Origin of the sequence: Aeromonas sp. S15(2024), assembly GCF_041402265.1 — a bacterium.
GTDB classification, from domain to species: Bacteria; Pseudomonadota; Gammaproteobacteria; order Enterobacterales; family Aeromonadaceae; genus Aeromonas; species Aeromonas dhakensis.
Genome location: NZ_JBGLQY010000003.1, coordinates 200,549 through 220,637, shown reverse-complemented (window position 1 = coordinate 220,637; position 20,089 = coordinate 200,549). Strand labels below are relative to the sequence as shown.

Genomic DNA, 20,089 nt, shown 5'->3' with positions numbered 1-20,089 from the left:
TTGGCCGTCCCCACTTAGGACGGGTAAACCCACGGCCCGGCGCTGGATGCCGGATTTCAAGACGAGAGACGACATATGTTTGGTAAAGGTGGAATGGGGAACCTGATGAAACAGGCCCAACAGATGCAAGAGCGCATGCAGAAGATGCAAGAGCAGCTTGCCCAGATGGAAGTAGTCGGTGAAGCCGGCGCTGGCATGGTCAAGGTCACCATGGCCGGCAGCCACAGCGTGCGTCGCATCGAAATAGACCCGAGCCTGATGGAAGATGACAAAGAGATGCTGGAAGATCTGGTGGCTGCGGCCGTCAACGATGCCGTGCGTCGCGTCGAAGAGCAGAACAAGGCCAAGATGGGCGAGCTGACCGGCGGCATGCAACTGCCTCCCGGCTTCAAGATGCCGTTCTAAGGGTTTTATTCCTTTAAAATTAAATGCTTATGCTTTGTTGTTTTGCCTGTGGGTCGTATATGGGGCATTTTGCCCCAGCTTCTCTGCCAACTCGCTCCGGTAACGCCGGGCTGTCGTTGCCGACCCATGGGCTAGGATGGGGCAGGTGATTCCCTCCCGTTGTCAGCCAGTGGCGTGTGCAACGATTCAAGGCCTTCACCATCCGGATGCATAGCGAGTAGTCATGACGCAGCTGACACTTTTTCCTCGTGTCAGCTGCGTTTTTATGAGTAGGGGTCCACGTCTGTCACGCCGCCCACCACATCGAACCGGTGCAGGGGCTGTGCTCTCTGCTTGTATTCCTTCCGCCCCCTCTTGCTTCACTATTTTTCCGCTCTCCAGTCCCCCGTTAGTGAGGGGAGGCCGATGCACCGCCGCTGGCTGCGCGTGCCGACAAAAAAGAACGCCAGCCTCGCGGCTGGCGTTATTTCTACGGACCTGGCGGATTATTTCAGGTCGAAACGGTCGTTATTCATCACCTTGACCCAGGCCTTGACGAAGTCGCGCACGAACTTCTCCTTGCCATCTTGCTGGGCATAGACCTCGGCGTAGGCACGCAGCACCGAGTTGGAGCCAAACACCAGGTCAACCCGGGTGGCGGTCCACTTCACTGCGCCGCTCTGACGATCCACGATCTGGTAGCTGTTGCGGCCAGTCGGCTGCCAGCTATAGGCCATGTCGGTCAGGTTGACGAAGAAGTCGTTGCTGAGCACCCCGACCCGGTCGGTAAAGACGCCGTGGGCCAAGCCGCCATGGTTGGTGCCAAGCACCCGCATGCCGCCGACCAGCACTGTCATCTCGCGAGCGGTCAGCCCCAGCAACTGGGCGCGGTCGAGCAGCATCTCTTCCGGCTGCACCTGATAGTGCCCCTTCTGCCAGTTGCGAAAACCATCGTGCACCGGCTCGAGGAAAGCAAAGGACTCGGCATCGGTTTGCACGGCGCTGGCATCGCCCCGGCCCGGTGCAAAGGGAACGACGATATCAACGCCGGCCAGCTTGGCCGCCTGCTCTACCGCTGCGCTGCCGCCCAGCACAATCAGGTCGGCGATGCTGACCGGCTTGTTCAGGGTGGCCTGCAGGGTAGTCAGGGCGTTGAGCACCTTCTCGAGGCGAGCGGGCTCGTTGCCTTCCCACGCCTTCATCGGCGCAAGGCGGATACGGGCACCGTTGGCTCCGCCGCGATAATCGGAGCCGCGGAAGGTGCGGGCACTGTCCCAGGCGGTGGCGATCAAATCGGCTGGCGCCACGCCACAGGCCAGCAACTTGGCCTTGAGCTCGCTCACCTCTTTGTCAGAGAGCTGGTAATCCACAGCCGGCACCGGATCCTGCCACACCATGACTTCGCTCGGCACTTCCGGCCCCAGGTAGCGGCTGCGCGGCCCCATGTCGCGGTGGGTCAGCTTGAACCAGGCGCGGGCAAAGGCATCGGAGAAGAGGTCTTGATCCGCGGCGAAGCGCTCGGAGATCTCCCGGTAGACGGGGTCAAAGCGCAGTGCCATGTCTGCGTCCGTCATGATGGGGTTGCAGCGCAGGGAAGGGTCTTCCACGTCCACCGGGCGATCTTCCTCTTGGATGGCGACGGGCTCCCACTGCCAGGCACCGGCCGGGCTCTTCTTGAGCCACCAGTCATGACCCAGCAGCATCTTGAAGTAGCCATTGTCCCAGCGAGTCGGGTTGCTGGTCCAGGCGCCCTCGATCCCGCTAGTGACCGTGTCGCGGCCGATGCCACGGCTTTCGTGGTTCATCCACCCCAGTCCCTGCTCGTGCAGCTCGGCGCCCTCCGGGGCCGGCCCCAGCTTGGCAGCGCTGCCGTTACCGTGGGCCTTGCCGACAGTGTGGCCACCTGCGGTGAGGGCGACGGTCTCTTCGTCATTCATCCCCATGCGGGCAAAGGTGACGCGCATGTCGTGGGCGGTTTTCAGGGGATCAGGGTTGCCATCCACCCCTTCAGGGTTGACGTAAATAAGCCCCATCATCACCGCGGCCAGCGGGTTCTCCAGATCCCGTTCACCACTGTAACGGCTCCCTTCACTGCCGCTCGGCGCCAGCCACTCCTTCTCGGAGCCCCAGTAGACATCTTTTTCCGGATGCCAGATGTCCTCGCGGCCACCGGCAAAACCGAAGGTCTTGAGCCCCATGGATTCATAAGCGACGTTGCCCGCCAGGATCATCAGGTCGGCCCAGGAGATCTTGTTGCCGTATTTCTGTTTGATCGGCCACAGCAGGCGGCGCGCCTTGTCGAGGTTGCCGTTGTCTGGCCAGCTGTTGAGGGGGGCGAAGCGCTGGTTGCCGGTGTTGGCGCCGCCACGGCCGTCGGTGGCGCGATAGCTGCCTGCGGAGTGCCAGGCCATGCGGATCATCAGGCCGCCGTAGTGACCCCAGTCGGCCGGCCACCAGGGCTGGCTGTCGGTCATCAGGGCATGGAGGTCGGCCTTGAGGGCGTCGTAATCGAGGCTGCTGAAGGCATCAGCATAATTGAAAGACTCATCCATCGGATTGGTCTTGCGGTCATGTTGGTGCAGGATGTCGAGGTTGAGGGCATTGGGCCACCAAACTTGAGGCTCCTGGCCGGCGGAAGTATTGGCTCCGTGTGCAAAAGGGCATTGACCGGCCCCATGAGTGTGTTTGTCCATTCACTATGTCCTCTTATTAACGTTATGACGGTGAAACAGTGCTCTTCGTTCCTAAGATCAATCTAACTCTGAAATAGCGTTACTGAACATAAGGTTAAAACTCTGACATTCATCGGCAATGACGATTGAAGATCCGCTTTCATGCGACAATTTCTGCTTGAACCACCCGGCTCCCCTTGCATACGAGAGCGCCGGCGTGCAGACATGCGCGTCATCTCTGGCTGCCTGTCAGTATGATCAAATCGTGGAGACATAGATGATAGTTGAGCGTCGAACCGGCGCCTTGCCTCAGCCCGGTCATGGATGAGTGGGGGAAGAGTCTGCGCCTTATCGCAGGCCTCGGATCACATGACTCACTGTTGAACCGAGGGCACCTGGTTGAATCGAATTGATGGCGGAGGGAGCTCTTCATTAAAAAGCCGGTCATGTTGATAGCCCGGGCAAGCCATCATGGCCGGGTTTTTGGCTGCGACTCTTATCTGAAGGACATAGGCAAGGGAATATCGTGCAGGCGTGTCATGTTGACAGGTGTTGAGCATGGATAAGCGCGTAAAAAGCAAAGAAGCCAGGAGTGGGATAGTCCTGGCTTCTTTGCTTTATGCGGTCTGGTCTGCTGATGCAGGAGCAGGCTGTTCAGCCAGCGTTGGCAAATTGACTGGCCACCTTGAGCCGGTCTTGGCCATGATTCCTCATCCTCCATTTGGTGAGGAACAGGAAAGCGTCAACATGAGCCAGTTTCAATTTCAATGGCCTTTCCCCAATAGGGTCTATCTCCGTGTAATTCATCAATGGTCGCAGCGCCCCTTGACCCAGTAGATGGCGCGGGCATCTCTGTCCACTCTGGGGTGTCCCGTGGCCAGCAACCGGTAGGTATGCCCGGCCAGCAAGCTGGCCAGCTGGAAGTTCTTGTCGTCCTGATTGATGAGCAGGCTGGTGAAGATGGGGTCACGGCAAGTCAAGATGTCATGAAGCCGCGCCGTGTCGACGTTTTTGATCTGCCAGTCGCCGTACACCGAAAAGAGTCCCCGCTCGGTTTCACCAAAGTTCCAGCCGGCAATCCGGGCGCGCTGCTCGATGGGGATCTTCAGCAAGAGACGCTCTGTATCGCCTTTCATCGCTTTGGCGGCATCAATGGCGGGGTAGGCCAGGGTAAATGCCAGCAAGAACATGATGCCGGATGCACTGGCCAGCAGGGTGGCTCCCTCAATTTCACGCCAACGCCATAACTGTTCAGCCGCGAAAATAAGCAATACCGCCGCCAGCACATGACGCCAGCCGAGGGTGCTGATGACGCCAAGAGTCTGGTCGGGGATCTCCACCGGCAACAGCGGCAGGTAGAAAGGGGCCATGAGCAGGGCCAGAGCGAACAGGAACATGAACAGGGTCCAGCCACGGCCATAGCCATTCAGCCAGCGAGGCCAGCTGAGGCTCAGTTGCCCGACCATCAGGGCAAAGACCGGCATCAGCGGAAAGAGGTAGAGGGTCCGTTTGGTGGAGGCTACGCTGAGCAACAGCAGGGTGCCCACTGTCCAGATGAGCAGGAACAGGCGGGAGGCGCTCCACTGTTTCTGCCTGATGGTTTGCCAGCCCCAATAGAACACGAGGGGCAGCCAGGGCAGGGTGTATTCAGCCAGACCGGCAAGGTAGAAGAAGTATTCGCCGGACTTGATGTGGCCCAGTTCGGCGGCGCTGCCTGTCAACCTGCCCACCTGATTTTGCCAAAACCACTGTTGCCAGAGCGCGTCTCCCTCGGGATGTTGCCACAGGGCCAGCAGCCAGCCTGCAATGGGCATGACGAACAGCAGGCTCATGCCGAGGTGCTGCATCACGAAACGGCCTCCCTCGTTAGCGGCAAGATGACGCCTGAGTGCCGGGATGAAGAGCGCCAGCCAGCCAAAGAAGAGGGTGATGGGGCCGATGGGCCCCTTGACCAGAAAACAGAGGGAGAGACCGAGCCCTGCGCACCAGAGCATCCGTGATCGACCACCCAGGTACCATTCGGCGAATGCCCACATGGTGAAGGCGACGAAAAAGGCGAGGCTGGTGTCTACCCGGATCCAGTGGCTGTTCATGATGAAGCCCTCCATGGTTCCCAGTGCAATGACCGACCAGAGCGCCGCAGTGCCTGAACCCAATACCCGCTTGGCCAGCAGGCCGGTGAACAGCAGTGTGCCCAGGGCCCAGAGGGCCCCCACCAGGCGCAGTGTTACCGTGATACCCAGGGTATCGTGCAACAGGGCCAGCAAGGGGATGGCCAGAATGTAATAGAGCGGGGGTTTTTCGATAAAGCTGCTGCCGGCCAGGGTCGGGATGGCCAGCTCACGGCTGTTGAACATCTCCCAGGCGATGGCGGCTTCGCGAGGTTCGTCTGGCGTCCATAGCTGGTGGCCAAACTGACCCATCAGCACGATGACGAAGACCATGAGGAGCAAGGCACCGAGATGAGTCTCGACTGCGGGTCTAGAGGGCAGCATGGGACCCTCCTGACCGCATGAATTGCGGTTGCCTGTCGACCCTGTCGAAAAATGCATGGCGATGATGTGTCATGACAATATCCATATTTAATCTGTGTCACCAAAAATAAGAGATCGGCAGTCAACTGTAGTATCACAGCCATGGGGGAATGATAATGAGGAAGTTGTTACCAAATATTGCCTGCAAAATAAGAAATGGAAAACAGCTGTTCTGCTGTCTGGTTGGTTCATCAACCTAAAAGACGGCTGCATGGAAGCCAGCTGCGGGGCTGAAGTAGCTGTCACCGTGAGCCTACTGGTGACATGACAGGCCTGATTCAAGACTTGCCTTGGTCACGCTCGCCATATGTTTTTTAAATGGATTTCTATTGTTTATAAATTTTTCAAGCGGCCATCATGTGCCTGACCCATTGTTGTTCATTATTGGTGATGCTCAGACTGTATCAGTTTGATGATCGTGAATGGGCTGGCCATGTATTATTTTCAGTGTTGGAGAGGGGGCCGGTAAATTAAATAAACAGGGAGGCTTGCCTCCCTGTTTAGTGTTTCAGCCAACGTGCTGATGCGTGAGCCTCTTTGATCCTTCAAGCCAGCCGAGTGCGATGGCAAGGCGGCCACAAAGCGTAGCCAGCACAATGCCAAGCAGGGTACGCAGCAGCCAGATCACCACCAGTTGTCCCACACTTACCGGGATCCGGGTGGCCAGGATGCAGGGGATGGAGGCCGAGAAAAAGAGCACCGAGCTGACCGAGACCACGGCCGCGACATAGCGCACCAGCAGCTCTGCATCCTTGAGCAGGATGGCCGGCAGGAACATCTCTGCCAGGCCGGCCGAGAGTGCCTTGGCGGTAGCCAGCGGCTCTCCCAGATCGAGCAGCCAGGTGAGCGGCCAGAGCAGCCAGCCAATCAGATCGAACAGGGGGGTGTGCTGGGCCAGCAGCAGGCCCAGCAAACCGACCGACAGTATGGTCGGCACCACGGCGGCAGCCATGTGAAGACCGTCCCTGAGGTTGTCCCGCAGTTGGATCAGCAAGGGCTCGGCCTGACTGGATTGGGCGAGCCCGGCGGCCATGGCCGCTTGCCAGCGGCGTTGGCCGGCAGGCAAGGGTTCGTCGGTGTCGCCTTCATGAGCCATGGTGGCGATGGGCGGCACCCGCGCAAGGATGGCGGTGATGATGAAGGTGATGACCAGGGTGGACCAGAAGTAGAAATTCCACTGCGCCATCAGGCCAAGGGTCTTGGCCACGATGATCATGAAGGCGGCCGACACGGTGGAGAAGCCGGTGGCGATGATGACGGCTTCGCGCACCGTGTACTTGCCTGCCAGGAAAACCCGGTTGGTAATGAGCAGACCCACCGAGTAGCTGCCGACGAACGAGGCCACGGCATCGATGGCGGAGTGGCCTGGCGTGCGCCAGAGGGGTCGCATCACGGGCTGCATCAATACGCCGATAAGCTCCAGCAGACCGAAGCCGAGCAAAAAGGTGAGGGCCATGGCGCCGATGGGCACGATGAGGCCCACCGACATGGCCAGCTTGTCGAACAGAAAAGGCAGTCGATCCGGGGTCATCAGCCAGGCCGGCCCGATCCCGGTGACATAGATCAAGGCCACACCCAGCCCCAGCAGCTTGAACAGGCTCAATACCCTGTCGATGGGGCGCGCACGCCAGCGGCCATCGAGCAAGGGCATCACGGCTCCATACCCGATCAGCAGCAGGATGAGGCCGGTTGCCAGGGAGCGTTGGGCCATCACCAGGCCGGCCAGATGATCCACCACTATGGTGCTGCGCCCCCCCAGCTCGACCGGAATGAAGAAGATGGCGATGCCCAGCAGGCTGGTCAGCAGCAGCTTGATACCCGCGCCTGGCTTCATGGGGGTTAACAGTAGGTTGTCCGATTCCATACCTGCTCCTTGCGGTGGGTGTCAGTCCGTGTGTTGGGTTATTATTTGTATATACATTAAGTGTTTCAAGAGTGAATTAAACACAAAATTAACCAAAATGAAACACCTTGAGTGGCGACGACAGCGAGTAAGCGATGAGGTTGGCGGCAAAGGGAGTCGGTTGGATTTGATAAATGATCAGGGAAGCAGAGATCGGTCGGGCAGGGGGCCTGCATGGCCGAGGGCGAGAGGTGGCAGGCGCTTAGGCGTGGAGAGGCCCAGAATAACCAGGTCTGTGGAGTGACATAGTCGCGTTGATTGGTACCCCTGGGCAACTTGTCGCAGCAAATGGCACGAGAGGGCTGCTTTGTTGCACCATTGTCGCGTCGACAGTGTCTGTGGCTTGCCACAGACAAGCACAACATCAGCGACAAAAATCATAAAAAACATTAACTTGGATTTAAGATTTTCGCTTTCGAGCGCTCTTATGTCGTTTCATCATTACTATTTATGGATCAGTTATAAAACCTTTGTTCATTTGACTACTTTTCGCGTTTCTCATTGCAGAGTAAGATGCCACTTCAATAAAAATAAGAAATTAGGAGTTCGGGTGTGAAGGCATTAGTAAAAGAAAGGGTATCGCCCTATATAAGCCAGTTATATGAGTGCGGTATTAATGATTCTGACATTAAGTTGGTGGTGGATCAGTTCCGCTCCGACGTATCAGGCAGCTCGTCGCTGTTCTTGTTGCGGGATGACGACAAGAGCGACGGCATCAAGCTCTTTTCCAGTGGTTTGACCGAAGCCCAGCAGCAGTTTTATGTCCAGCACCATCGCCAGGATGTGTGGTTCAATCACTATCTGGACAAGGGCTGCCAGGGGATCGTCAGTGCCAACAGCCTCTCCAATTCGGCGGGTTTGCTGGCCAGTTTCGGCGCCCAGTTTGCGGCCGGCGGTGTCTGCCGGGTGAAGGGGCGGGGGCTGAGCAGCCTGTCTACCTATCGTGCGGCGACGCAGGATGATTTTAGCGCGCAGGAAATTTCTTCCCTTGGCGAAGTTTATTCTGGCCTGGCGGCCTGGAGCCAACATTATTGGAACTTGCTGGCCCTGGAAACCCAGAACTATCAGCTGCAACAGCTGGTAAAAAACCATAATAAACCCAGCGCCATCGTCGATGACAAAGGGCATATCCATTATTCCAACGTGGCCTTCAATCGTATTGCCGACGAGAACGTGGAACTGCGAGCGGGCAATGGTATTTTCTCGCTGCAAAATAAGGAGCAGCAGCGCCAGTTCAAAGAGATATTGAATGGCTTCGCCTATCTGCTGCCCGGCGCCAGCGCCTATATGTCCATTCCTCGTCAGCCCAATCTACGGCCGTTGCTGATCCAGTGCACCCTGATGAGCGGTCTCAATCGCTTCGAGCGGTATGTGGAGGTGGTGCTGCGGGATCCCGAACACTCCTTCAACCCCGACATCGAAGCGCTGGCCAGCCTCTATCCGCTCACCATCGGCGAGAAAGAGCTGCTGGTGCTGATGAGCAAGGGCTACAGCAGCAACGACATCGCCGAGCTGCGTGGCGTCAAGGTGGAAACCGTGCGCTCGACCCTGAAAGGGGTGTTCAAGAAGACCGACTGCCACAGCCAGAACGAGCTGCTGCTGTTGCTGCAATCCATCTCCTGATCCATGCGAGCTATGCTTGGAGTGAGCTGGACATAGTGCCCGGCTCGCGCCTCCCGCCCGGGAGGCAGGTTGGGGGAACGCACAATGGAATCACTCAAGGCAAAGGATTACATGCAGACTCGTCCCATCACCTTCAGCGCGGAGATGATGGTGCAGGCGGCGGTGGAAAAGTTTCTCAACAGTCGCCAGCTTGGCGGTCCCGTGGTGGACGAACGGGGTCACCTGGTGGGTTGGGTCTCCGAGCAGGACTGTATCGCCGTCATGTTGAAAGAGGCCTATCACTGTGAACAGGTGGCCCAGGTCAGGGATGTGATGCGCAAGGAGGTGCTGGCCGTCGGCCCCGACACCAGCATCCTCGAGCTGGCCGAGATGATGATGGGACAAAAGCCCAAGATCTATCCGGTCGTGGAGGAGGGGCATCTGCTCGGGGTCATCAGCCGCCACGACGTGATGCAGGCCATCCACGCCCAGCTGGGGACCTGTTTCGTACACAAGGCTCGTGCCTGAGGACGCTGTTTTCACCTCGTCAGCACGTTGGCAGCACAGAGCAGGCACCATGCCTGCTCTATTTATTGCCGCATGGGGAATGCCGATGCCCGCTGTGATACAGGCCTCATCCCCCTCGGCGCCGCTTTAAGGCTTGCACCGTCCAGCCTCGCTCTTTAGGATCTCCCCCAGCTATCGATATGGCCCTTGATGGGCACTCTTTTAAGGAATTCGTACCTTGTCTCTCTCTATCGAGGCGCTGCGCCGCCGTCTATCTGCCTGCATGAACCTCGACGCCCGCCGTCTCTCCAGCCGTCTGCACGGGGCCAAGAAGCTGCCGGAAGCCAAGCAGGCCGCCGTGCTCGAGACCATCGCTGCCGATCTGGATGTAGCCGAGGCGCGCTATCAATCCCGTCTGGCCGGTGTGCCCAGGGTCACCTACCCGGACAATCTGCCGGTCAGCCAGAAGCAGGCGGAGATCGCCAAAGCCATTGAAGAGCATCAAGTGGTGATCATCGCCGGCGAAACCGGCTCGGGCAAAACCACCCAGATCCCCAAGATCTGTCTGGCGCTGGGGCGCGGGGTGAAGGGCTTTATCGGCCACACCCAGCCGCGCCGTCTGGCGGCCCGTACAGTGGCGGCCCGTATCGCCGAGGAGATGGAATCCGAGCTTGGCCACTACGTGGGTTACAAGGTGCGCTTTACCGATCAGGTGAGCGAGCAGACCCACATCAAGCTGATGACCGACGGTATCCTGCTGGCGGAGATCCAGAACGACCGGATGCTCACCCAGTACGACACCATCATCATCGACGAGGCCCACGAGCGCAGCCTCAACATCGACTTCATCCTGGGTTACTTGAAGCAGCTGCTGCCGAGGCGCCCCGATCTGAAGGTCATCATCACCTCGGCCACCATAGACCCGCAGCGTTTCTCCCGCCATTTCAACAAGGCGCCGGTGATCGAGGTCTCCGGGCGCACCTACCCGGTGGAGGTACGCTACCGCCCACTGTTTGTTGATAAAAAGAGCAGTGACAAGAGCGAGGGGCTGGAGGAGCGCGACGAGCTGCAGGGGATCTTCGATGCAGTCGAAGAGCTGGCCCGTGAAGGGCTGGGGGACATCCTCATCTTCATGAACGGCGAACGGGAGATCCGCGATACCGCCGATGCCCTGCGCAAGCTCAACCTGCGCGACACCGAGGTACTGCCGCTCTACGCCCGCCTCTCCAACGCCGAGCAGAACAAGGTGTTTCAGCCCCACGCCGGACGGCGCATCGTGCTCGCCACCAACGTGGCGGAGACCTCGTTGACGGTGCCAGGCATTCGTTACGTCATTGACCCGGGCACTGCCCGTATCAGTCGCTACTCTTGGCGCACCAAGGTGCAGCGCCTGCCCATCGAGCCGGTTTCCCAGGCCAGTGCCAACCAGCGTAAGGGTCGTTGCGGCCGGGTGGCGGACGGTATCTGTATCCGCCTCTACTCCGAGGAAGACTTCAACGGCCGTCCGGCCTTTACCGACCCCGAGATCCTGCGCACCAACCTGGCTTCCGTCATCCTGCAGATGCTGGCGCTCGGCCTTGGCAACATGGAGGCGTTCCCCTTCGTCGAGCCGCCGGAATCGCGCCATATCAAGGATGGTCTGACCCTCTTGAAAGAGCTGGAGGCGGTGCGCGAGCTGCCTGCCACCGGCGATCGCGAAGCCAAGCTTCAGCTGACCGAGACCGGTCGCCAGCTCTCGCGCATCCCCCTTGATCCCCGCCTGGCGAAGATGGTGATCAGCGCCGCGCAAACCGGCTGTTTGAGCGAGGTGATGGTGATCACCGCCGCCCTCAGCATTCAGGATCCTCGCGAGCGGCCCATGGAGAAGAAGCAGGCCGCCGACGAGCAGCACAGACGCTTTGAAGACAAGGAGTCCGACTTCCTCGCCTTCGTCAATCTGTGGAACTACCTGAAAGAGCAGCAGGATGCCCTTGGCAGCAACCCGTTCCGGCGCATGTGTCAGAAGGAGTTTCTCTCCTATCTGCGGGTGCGCGAGTGGCAGGACATTCACTTCCAATTGCGTCAGACGGTGAAAGAGCTAGGCTTCAAGGCCAATGCAGAGCCGGCGGATTTCAAGACGGTGCACTGTGCGCTCTTGACAGGCCTCTTGAGCCATATCGGCAACAAGGATCTGGAGAAGCCGGAGTTTCTTGGTGCCCGCAACGGCCGTTTCCATCTGTTCCCGGCCTCGGGCCTGTTCAAGAAGCCGCCCAAGTGGGTGATGGCCGCAGAGTTGGTTGAGACCTCGCGTCTCTACGCTCGCATCAACGCCAAGATTGAACCCGAGTGGGTGGAGCCGCTGGCGGGCCACCTCATCAAACTGCACCACAGCGACCCCCACTGGTCGAAGAAAAATGGCGCCGTCATGGCCAAGGAGAAGGTGACCCTCTACGGCCTGACTTTGGTCAACGAGCGCACCATCAACTTCAGCCGCATCGATCCGGCCCTGTGCCGCGAGCTGTTTATCCGCCGCGCCCTGGTGGAGGGGGATTTCGAGACCCGCCACCGCTTCTTCAGTGACAACCGCAAGCTCCTGGCCGAGGTGGAGGCGCTGGAGCACAAATCCCGTCGGCGCGACATCCTGGTGGATGACGAGGACTTGTTCCGCTTCTACGATGCCCGCCTGCCGGAAGAAATTATCTCTGCCCGTCACTTTGACAAGTGGTGGAAGGAGGCGCAGAAGCAGGATCCCGAGCTGCTCAACTTCGAAAAAGAGATGCTGATGAAGGGGGATGCGGCCCACATCAGCGATCTCGACTATCCCAACTTCTGGCAGCAGGGGCGCCTCAAGCTCAAGTTGACCTATCAGTTTGAGCCGGGGGAGGCCGCCGATGGCGTGACCCTGCATATTCCGCTGCCGCTCCTGAACCAGGTGGAGGTGAAGGGGTTCGAGTGGCTGATCCCGGGGCTGCGTCACGAGCTCTTGGTGGCCCTTATCAAGTCGATGCCAAAGCCGATGCGCAAGAACTTCGTACCAGCCCCCAACTATGCCGATGCCCTGCTCGCCAGCATCAACCCCGAGCAGGGGCCGCTGCTGGATGAGATGGAGCGCCAGCTGCGGCGCATGACCGGCGTGGCCGTACCCCGCGAATCCTGGGATTGGACTGCGGTGCCCGATCACCTGAAACTTACCTTCCGGGTGGTGGACGACAAACACAAGAAAGTGGCGGAAGGCAAGGACCTGGAGGCATTGAAAGAGTCCCTGCGCGGCAAGGTGCAGGAGACGTTGTCACAAGTGGCGGACGACGATATCGAGCAGTCCGGCCTCACCCTGTGGAGCTTTGGCGAGCTGCCGAAGGAGTACAGCCAAAAGCGCAGCGGTTTCGAGGTGAAGGCCTATCCGGCGTTGGTGGATCAGAAGGATTCGGTCGCCATCCAGCTGGTGGAGAGCCCGGTGGTACAACAGCAGCTGATGTGGGCCGGTCAGCGCCGGCTGGTGCTGCTCAACGTACCATCTCCCATAAAGTACCTGCAGGAGAAGCTGCCCAACAAGGCCAAACTGGGGCTCTATTTCAACCCCTTTGGCAAGGTGGCCGAGCTGATTGACGACTGCATCGCCTGCGGCTGCGACAAGCTCATCGAGCAGCACGGCGGCATGGCCTGGGACGAAGCGGGTTTCGAGGCGCTCAAGGAGTATGTCCGCGCCGAGCTCAACGACGCCGTGGTGGAAGTGGCCAAGCAGGTGGAAGCCGTGCTGACCCTTTCCCATGAGGTCAAGAAGCGGCTCAAGGGCAAGATGCAGCTCGACACCGCCTTTGCCATGTCCGACATCCAGCAGCAGCTCGGCAACCTCATTCACAAGGGGTTCGTGACCGAGACCGGCTGGCAGCGGCTGCCGGATCTCTTGCGCTACCTGCGCGCCATCGAGCGGCGCCTGGAGAAGCTCGCCATCGATCCCAACCGGGATAGGGTCTACATGCTAAAGGTGCACAGCGTTGAGTCGGAATACAAGGCGCTGCTGGCCAAGATCCCGAAATCCCAGCTGGTGCCCACCGAAGTGGCCAACATCCGCTGGATGATCGAGGAGCTGCGGGTGTCGTTCTTTGCCCAGAATCTGGGGACCCCCTATCCGGTCTCCGATAAACGGGTGCTAAACGCCATCGCCCAGTGCTAATCTGCTGAAGAGAAAGGCTGCGGGTGCGCTACCGGCTGCCTGGACGCTAACGGAGGAGCAAGGATGCTTGGATTCTGGTTAGGGATGGCGATGGTCAACATCAGTGGCTATCAGCCCATTGCCGAGCAAACCTGGGTACAGTTGAACCCGGAGTACTACCCGCTGCATCGCACCCCGCCCGCCATGTTCGTGGCCTGGCGGGGCAATCAATTTCCCACCCTCGAGCTCAAGAAGAAGAAGGGACGCTGGCAGGTGCTGTTTCCGGCACGGCTGGTGCCTCCCTTCGATCTGTTCGAGGGGGAGGCCGAGCTTTCCAAAGCTTATCTGGCAAGATTGCGGCGCATCGACGAAGCGGCCTACGGGCTGGTACCCATTACCCCGGCGGCCTATCAACCTCATCCGACACAAGAGGTGGCGACCCTGGCCGTGCCCTTCATGGCGGAGTTTGCCGTGCCACCATCACCAGGCCAACCCAAGGCAAGTGAGCAAGGGGAACCCCTGCTGGCTGCCTTGTTGCAGCAGGCCAGCTGGCAGGCGCCTGCTACCCGGTTGGCGCAATTTGTGTCATCGCAGGGGAATGGGCAGGGGATGATGGTGCCTGTCAGCAACACGCTGACGCTGGCGGCGCCAGCGGCTGGGGGCAAGCGGGTCTGTCATCAGGTCGCCGCAGGGGAGACCCTCTGGCGCATCGCCGCCATGCTGGCCCAGAACGGGACCGTGACCGGGGTGGCGGGGGATACCTACAGCTATTTGCTGGCCATCGTCGACGACAACCAGGCGCTGATGGGTCAGGGCATCAAGGTGAAGACGGGAGATACTCTCTACTGCCCGGCGCCGCAGACGCTGGCCCGTTTCGATGCCCTGAGCCCGGCCCAGCGATTGCAGCGTTTTGCCAGATTGGAGCAGGGACGCTGAGGTCTCTTGTCACTGCTCGGGGCCCGTGATAGTATTCGCGCTCGTTTTGCGAGGTGCCGACCGGTCGCAGTCTGCACCATAAATTCATCTAAAAGAGATACATACTATGTCTTTCGTATTCCAAGCTGAAGTCCGTTCTGACCTGGGGAAAGGTGCGAGCCGCCGCCTGCGTCACGCTGACCAAGTTCCTGCCATCGTTTACGGTGCAGGTAAAGAAGCCGTGTCCATCACCGTTGACCACAAGAAATTCATCCTGGCCCAAGAAAAGCCGGAATTCTATGAGTCCGTACTGACTCTGGTTATCAACGGCGAAGAAGTTAACGTAAAAGTGAAAGCTATCCAGCGTCACCCGGTACGTTACAAGCTGCTGCACCTGGACTTCGTTCGCGTCTAATCGACCACGAACGTTCCTGTGAAGAGGCCACCCAATCGGGTGGCCTCTTTGTTTTTACGGCATTTTTTCCCGATAAAAATAAAATACTCAACTAGTGCTGTTAGTCTTTACTTGTAGGCATGATTGACAGCAGGACACCAATTGTGGTGCTCTGACATATATAAAGTATTCGAACAAGTCCAATCACGGGGTGGTGTTGACCGTCATGAAGGGAATCATACGGGGATATTTCCTGCTGTTCTCACCCATTCTGGTGCTGGTCCTGGTGGGGGGATACCTGCTGGGGGACGCACTGGTGGAGCGCGAGCTCTATCGTGTTCGCAGTGATGAGAGCACCTTTCTGGCGCTCGCCAGCAGTCGTCTCGATGACGAGCTGGCGGTGCCGTTGCGCCATGTGCGCAGCATGTCTGAAGAGCCCATTCTGCTTGAAGCGGCGAGCCGCGGCGAGCGTGACACCATGGCTGCCCAGTTTACCGTTCTGATGAACCGCAATCCCGACTATGCTCAGGTGCGCTGGTTGGCGCCGGACGGGATGGAGCGGGTGCGTATCGATCGTCAGGGTCAGCATCTGCAGCGAGTGGCCGACGACCAGCTGCAAAACAAAGGGGAGCGTTACTATTTTCGCGATGCCATGGCGCTGCCCTGGGAGCGGGTTTACGTCTCGCCGCTCGATCTCAACGTCGAACACGGGGTGATCGATCGCCCCTTCAATCCCATGATCCGCATCGCCAAGCGCATGCGTCTGGGGGGCCGCGATCTGGGCTTGCTGCTTATCAACGTGCAGGCCGCTCGTATGCTCAAGGAGTTCACCAACAGCAGTGGCAAGGCCGCCGATCACACCATGCTGCTCAACCAGGACGGTTATTGGCTGCGCAGCCCGGATCCGGCACAAGAGTGGGGGTTCATGCTCGAGCGCCCTAACCTCACCTTGAAGCAATCTTCTCCCCAGGCCTGGCAGGCATTCTGGGGCGCCTCGAGCGGCCAGGTTGAACTGGCCGACGGGCTGTGGAGCTGGACCACCCTGTACCCGGCACTCAATCACGATCAGCTGATCTGGAAAGCCGCTTCCATGGTGCCACGCAGCGAGCTGCTGGCCATTCGCACTCATATCTGGGGGCTTATCTCGGCCAGCTGCGGCACCTTGCTGTTGCTGTTCGGTGCCGGGGTGGCCTCGCTGGTGCACAGTCGGCATCGAGAGCAGTTGGCGCAGCAGGAGGCGGCCAGGCTCGCGCGGGTCAAAGGGGATTTCATCGCCAACATGAGCCACGAGATCCGTACCCCCATGAACGCCATCATGGGGCTGACCTACCTGCTCGAGCAGGGAGGGCTTGACGATGGCCAGCGGGCCCTGGTGCGCAAGATCCACCAGGCCGGGCAGGCACTGCTCGGGATCATCAACGACATCCTCGATTTCTCCAAGATTGAGTCGGGCCGGCTCGAGCTCGAGCAGGTGCCATTCAGTCTGGAAGAGGTACTCGATCACGTGGCGGCCATCATGTCCACCTGCGTGGGCGAAAAACACCTCGAGCTGGTGGTGAGCAGTGCCCCCGAGCGGGCCACTCACCTGGTTGGGGATGCCCTGCGCCTCGAACAGGTGTTGCTCAACCTGACCGGCAACGCCATCAAGTTTACCGAGCGCGGGGAGGTGGAGGTCAAGGTCGAGCTGGAGGCTGAGCAAGATGGCACGGCTACCTTGCTGTTTCGGGTGCGCGACACCGGGATCGGCATTCCGCCCGAGCAGCAGGCCAACATCTTCAATGCCTTCTCCCAGGCCGACTCCTCCACCAGCCGCCGTTTTGGCGGAACCGGGCTTGGCCTGACCATCAGCCGCCGTCTGGTGAGCCTGATGGGGGGCGACATCGGTGTCACCAGCGAACTGGGCAAGGGGAGCGAATTCTGGTTCCGTGTCCGTCTGGCTCAGGTAGAGCGACCCGAAGTCTTCCACGAGCGGCTGCAGCACGTTTCGCTGCTTATCGCCGACGACAACCAGGTGACCCGCGATACCCTGTCGATGACGGTGGGCTCCCTCGGCTGGCAGTCACGGGTGGTGGAGTCGGGCGAGCAGGCCTTGCACCATCTGCTGCGCCAGGGGGAGCGTTTCGACGTGATCCTGCTCGACTGGATGATGCCGGGCATGGACGGGCTCGAGACCTGCGTGGCCATTCGCCGTGCCTTCGAACAGCAGGATCGCTCGCCGATCATCATCATGGCGACCGCTTATTCCCAGGAAGAGTTGATGCGCCGCCCCGGTTCGGAGCAGGTGGATCTGGTGCTGCACAAGCCGGTCACCGGCTCCAGTCTCTACAACGCGGTGGCGCGCCTCATTCACGAGAAGCGCGAACATGTGGAGCCGCTGGAAAGCGGTCAGCGCCATCAGCGCCTGCCGGACGTGCACATACTGCTGGTCGATGACAGCGACATCAACCTGGAGGTGGCAACCCGCTTGCTGCAGCGGGAGGGGGCCGTGGTGATCACCGCCATCGACGGGGAGCGGGCTCTGGCCTGCCTTGCCGACTCGGCGCAGCGCATCGATCTGGTGCTCATGGACGTGCAGATGCCGGTGATGGATGGCTACGAGGCGACCCGTCGTCTGCGCCAGCTGCCGGGACGGGAGGATATCCCCGTGCTGGCACTCACCGCCGGGGTGTTCAAGGATCAACGCGAAGCAGCGCTGGCCTCTGGCATGAACGACTTTATCGCCAAGCCGCTCGACGTGGAGCAGCTCATCGCAACCCTGCTGCGCTACCTGCCCGACAGTGTGGCACCTATCACGGTCAGCGACGCGCCGCCATCCCAGGAGCCGGTGGCCGGCATCGACATCGATACCGGACTGCGCAACTGGGGCGAGGCGTCGGTTTATCTCAAATACCTGCGGCGTTTTCGCGATGACTACATGACGGTCGGTACCGTGCTGCCGGGTTACATCGCCCAGCACGAGACGGACGCGGCCGCGAGCCTGACCCACAAGCTCAAGGGGGTGGCGGGCAGCCTGTCGCTCACCGATGTGGCGCGCATCAGTGCGGAATTGAACGAGGCCATCGAACAGGGGGGAGACACCAGTCAGCTCATCGCCCCCTTGCTCGAGGCGCTGGAGCGGGCGCAGCAGGCTATCGACATCTATGCCGGGCGTGAGCCAGGTGCTGTCAGCTCCCCGCTGGCGCAGGGGGAGGCGCAGGAGGTGTGCCTGCACGCTCTGCGTCAGGCCCTCATGAGCGAGGATCTGGAGCTGATCGAGCCTGCGCTGGGTCAGGCCAAGAGCTACTTGCCCGCTGAGCTGGTGAGCGAGATCAGTGCGGCCCTGGAGCTGTTCGACATCCAGCTTGCCACCTGCAAGCTGGAGGATTATCTGGAGAATCGGGAGGCACCTGGATCATGAATCGACCGCGTGTGCTGATCATCGACGACGAGCCGAGCAACCTCGGGCTGCTGCGACAAATCCTCAAGGAGGAGTACAGCCTCTTCTTCGCCAAGGGAGGCGAGGAGGGGCTGGCCGCCGTGGCGCGCCACGAACCTGCCCTGATCCTGCTTGACGTGCGCATGCCAGACATGGATGGCTACGAGGTGTGCCGCCGACTCAAGGCCGATCCGGCCCACGCCGGGATCCCGGTGCTGTTTATCACGGCGAGCGACAACGCAGACAGCGAGAGCCAGGGGTTCGAGGCGGGTGGGGTGGATTACATCTACAAGCCGGTCTGTCCGAGCACGGTACGCGCCCGGGTGCGCAACCACCTCTCTCTGGTGCGCCTCGATCAGCTCGAGCACAGCTACCGCACCGCCATCGTGATGCTGAGCGAAGCGGGTCACTACAACGACACCGACACCGGGGTGCATATCTGGCGCATGGCCGCCTACGCCCGCGCGCTGGCCAGCGCGGCGGGCTGGAGTCCGGAGCAGTCGGAGCTGCTGGAGCTGGCGGCCCCCATGCACGACATGGGCAAGATTGGGATCCCCGATCACATCCTCAAGAAGCCCGGTCCTCTCACCGAAGAGGAGTGGGTCATCATGCGCACCCACCCGCGCATCGGCTACGAGATCTTGAGCCGCTCAGACGCCCCCATCTTTCGGATGGCGGCGGAGATAGCCCTGCATCACCACGAGAAGTGGGATGGTTCGGGTTACCCCGCAGGGGAGACCGGCGAAGGGATCCCCGAGGCGTCGCGGATCGTGGCCATCGCCGATGTGTTTGATGCCCTGAGCGTGCGTCGCCCTTACAAGGAGCCCTGGCCGCTGGAGCAGGTGCTGGCCACGCTGCGTGACGGTGCTGGCCAGCATTTCGATCCCCGGCTGCTCGCACGTTTTCTCGAGATCATGCCGGAGATCTTGCGTCTCAAGAGCCAGTGGGACACCCGCGAGGAGCGGGAGATCACCAGATAGGTTGCATCAGGTAGGGATTGCTTGCCTTCTCGCGGCCGAACGTCGAGCTGGGGCCGTGCCCCGGAATGAAGACGATGTCGTCCCCCAGCGGCAGCAGAGTCTCGGTGATCGACTTGATCAGCGTCCCGTGATCCCCGCGCGGGAAGTCGGTCCGACCTATGCTGCCGGCAAACAGCACATCGCCCACCCAGGCGAGCCGCTCGGCCTGGCTGAGCAGCACGATATGACCCGGAGTGTGACCCGGGCAGAAATAAACCTCCAGCTCGCTCTTGCCAACCTGCACCTTGTCACCCTGTTCGAGCCAGCTATCCGGTGTAAAGGCCGGAGTATGGGCAAAGCCGAACATCTGGCTCTGCTGGGGCAGCATGTCGAGCCAGAAGGCATCTTCCCTGTGGGGGCCTGTGATGGTGACGCCGGTTCTGTCGCGCAGCTCGGCGGCGGCGCCCACGTGATCCAGATGACCGTGGGTCAGCAGAATGTGGGTGAGGGTCAGCCCCCGTTTGGCGATGGCGGCCAGCAGCTTGTCCGCCTCTCCGCCCGGATCGATGAGGGCGGCCTGATGGGTCTCGTCGCACCAGATGAGGGAGCAGTTCTGGGCAAACTGGGTGACCGGGATCACCTCGAATTTCAACATATGGGGTCCTCTTGTAC

Annotated in this window: 13 protein-coding genes; 9 read left to right on the top strand and 4 right to left on the bottom strand. The window is 60.2% G+C overall.

Annotated features, from left to right (window positions below; all coding sequences use genetic code 11):
* The first annotated feature begins 75 nt into the window (after window positions 1–75).
* Window positions 76–405 (top strand): YbaB/EbfC family nucleoid-associated protein, encoded by a 330-nt coding sequence (locus ACB033_RS08315; RefSeq protein ID WP_005301028.1) that lies wholly within the window; start codon window positions 76–78, stop codon window positions 403–405.
* Window positions 406–890: 485 nt separating this feature from the next.
* Here the strand turns inward: ACB033_RS08315 and katG are convergent, their stop codons facing one another.
* A complete protein-coding gene (gene katG, locus ACB033_RS08310; protein ID WP_139430882.1) occupies window positions 891–3,077 on the bottom strand; it encodes a catalase/peroxidase HPI in 2,187 nt (728 codons plus the stop codon).
* 537 nt (window positions 3,078–3,614) lie between these two features.
* On the opposite strand from katG, the gene ACB033_RS08305 reads away from it, so the two are divergent.
* Window positions 3,615–3,893: a hypothetical protein gene (locus ACB033_RS08305; protein ID WP_139430881.1), complete on the top strand. Its 279-nt coding sequence runs from the start codon at window positions 3,615–3,617 to the stop codon at window positions 3,891–3,893.
* On the opposite strand, the gene ACB033_RS08300 is transcribed toward ACB033_RS08305, so the two are convergent.
* Window positions 3,863–5,551, bottom strand: coding sequence for an ArnT family glycosyltransferase (locus tag ACB033_RS08300; protein WP_371140451.1), 1,689 nt, complete (start codon window positions 5,549–5,551; stop codon window positions 3,863–3,865). The genes ACB033_RS08305 and ACB033_RS08300 overlap by 31 nt on opposite strands.
* 547 nt (window positions 5,552–6,098) lie before the next feature.
* Complete coding sequence (locus ACB033_RS08295) at window positions 6,099–7,454, bottom strand: YjiH family protein (RefSeq protein ID WP_139725542.1); 1,356 nt, start codon at window positions 7,452–7,454, stop codon at window positions 6,099–6,101.
* A gap of 591 nt (window positions 7,455–8,045) precedes the next feature.
* On the opposite strand from ACB033_RS08295, the gene ACB033_RS08290 reads away from it, so the two are divergent.
* The 7 genes from ACB033_RS08290 to ACB033_RS08260 all read left to right on the top strand — a co-directional run bounded on the left by ACB033_RS08290 (window position 8,046) and on the right by ACB033_RS08260 (window position 19,438).
* On the top strand, window positions 8,046–9,116 hold the full coding sequence (locus ACB033_RS08290) for a transcriptional regulator (protein ID WP_005301015.1): 1,071 nt from the start codon (window positions 8,046–8,048) through the stop codon (window positions 9,114–9,116).
* A gap of 84 nt (window positions 9,117–9,200) precedes the next feature.
* Window positions 9,201–9,623, top strand: a complete 423-nt coding sequence (locus tag ACB033_RS08285) for a CBS domain-containing protein (RefSeq protein WP_005301012.1) — start codon at window positions 9,201–9,203, stop codon at window positions 9,621–9,623.
* Window positions 9,624–9,840: 217 nt separating this feature from the next.
* Window positions 9,841–13,755, top strand: a complete 3,915-nt coding sequence (gene hrpA / locus ACB033_RS08280) for an ATP-dependent RNA helicase HrpA (RefSeq protein WP_139430878.1) — start codon at window positions 9,841–9,843, stop codon at window positions 13,753–13,755.
* Window positions 13,756–13,818: 63 nt separating this feature from the next.
* Window positions 13,819–14,670: a hypothetical protein gene (locus tag ACB033_RS08275; protein WP_139725541.1), complete on the top strand. Its 852-nt coding sequence runs from the start codon at window positions 13,819–13,821 to the stop codon at window positions 14,668–14,670.
* A 106-nt stretch (window positions 14,671–14,776) separates the two neighbouring features.
* On the top strand, window positions 14,777–15,064 hold the full coding sequence (gene rplY, locus ACB033_RS08270; protein WP_005301003.1) for a 50S ribosomal protein L25: 288 nt from the start codon (window positions 14,777–14,779) through the stop codon (window positions 15,062–15,064).
* A gap of 205 nt (window positions 15,065–15,269) precedes the next feature.
* Entirely contained in the window at window positions 15,270–18,440 is a 3,171-nt protein-coding gene (locus tag ACB033_RS08265; RefSeq protein WP_162519885.1) for a hybrid sensor histidine kinase/response regulator, read from the top strand.
* Window positions 18,437–19,438, top strand: coding sequence for an HD domain-containing phosphohydrolase (locus tag ACB033_RS08260; protein ID WP_010633956.1), 1,002 nt, complete (start codon window positions 18,437–18,439; stop codon window positions 19,436–19,438). The genes ACB033_RS08265 and ACB033_RS08260 overlap by 4 nt, the downstream gene beginning before the upstream one ends.
* On the opposite strand, the gene ACB033_RS08255 is transcribed toward ACB033_RS08260, so the two are convergent.
* Window positions 19,428–20,072, bottom strand: a complete 645-nt coding sequence (locus tag ACB033_RS08255) for an MBL fold metallo-hydrolase (RefSeq protein WP_139725539.1) — start codon at window positions 20,070–20,072, stop codon at window positions 19,428–19,430. The genes ACB033_RS08260 and ACB033_RS08255 overlap by 11 nt on opposite strands.
* Window positions 20,073–20,089 lie beyond the last annotated feature (17 nt).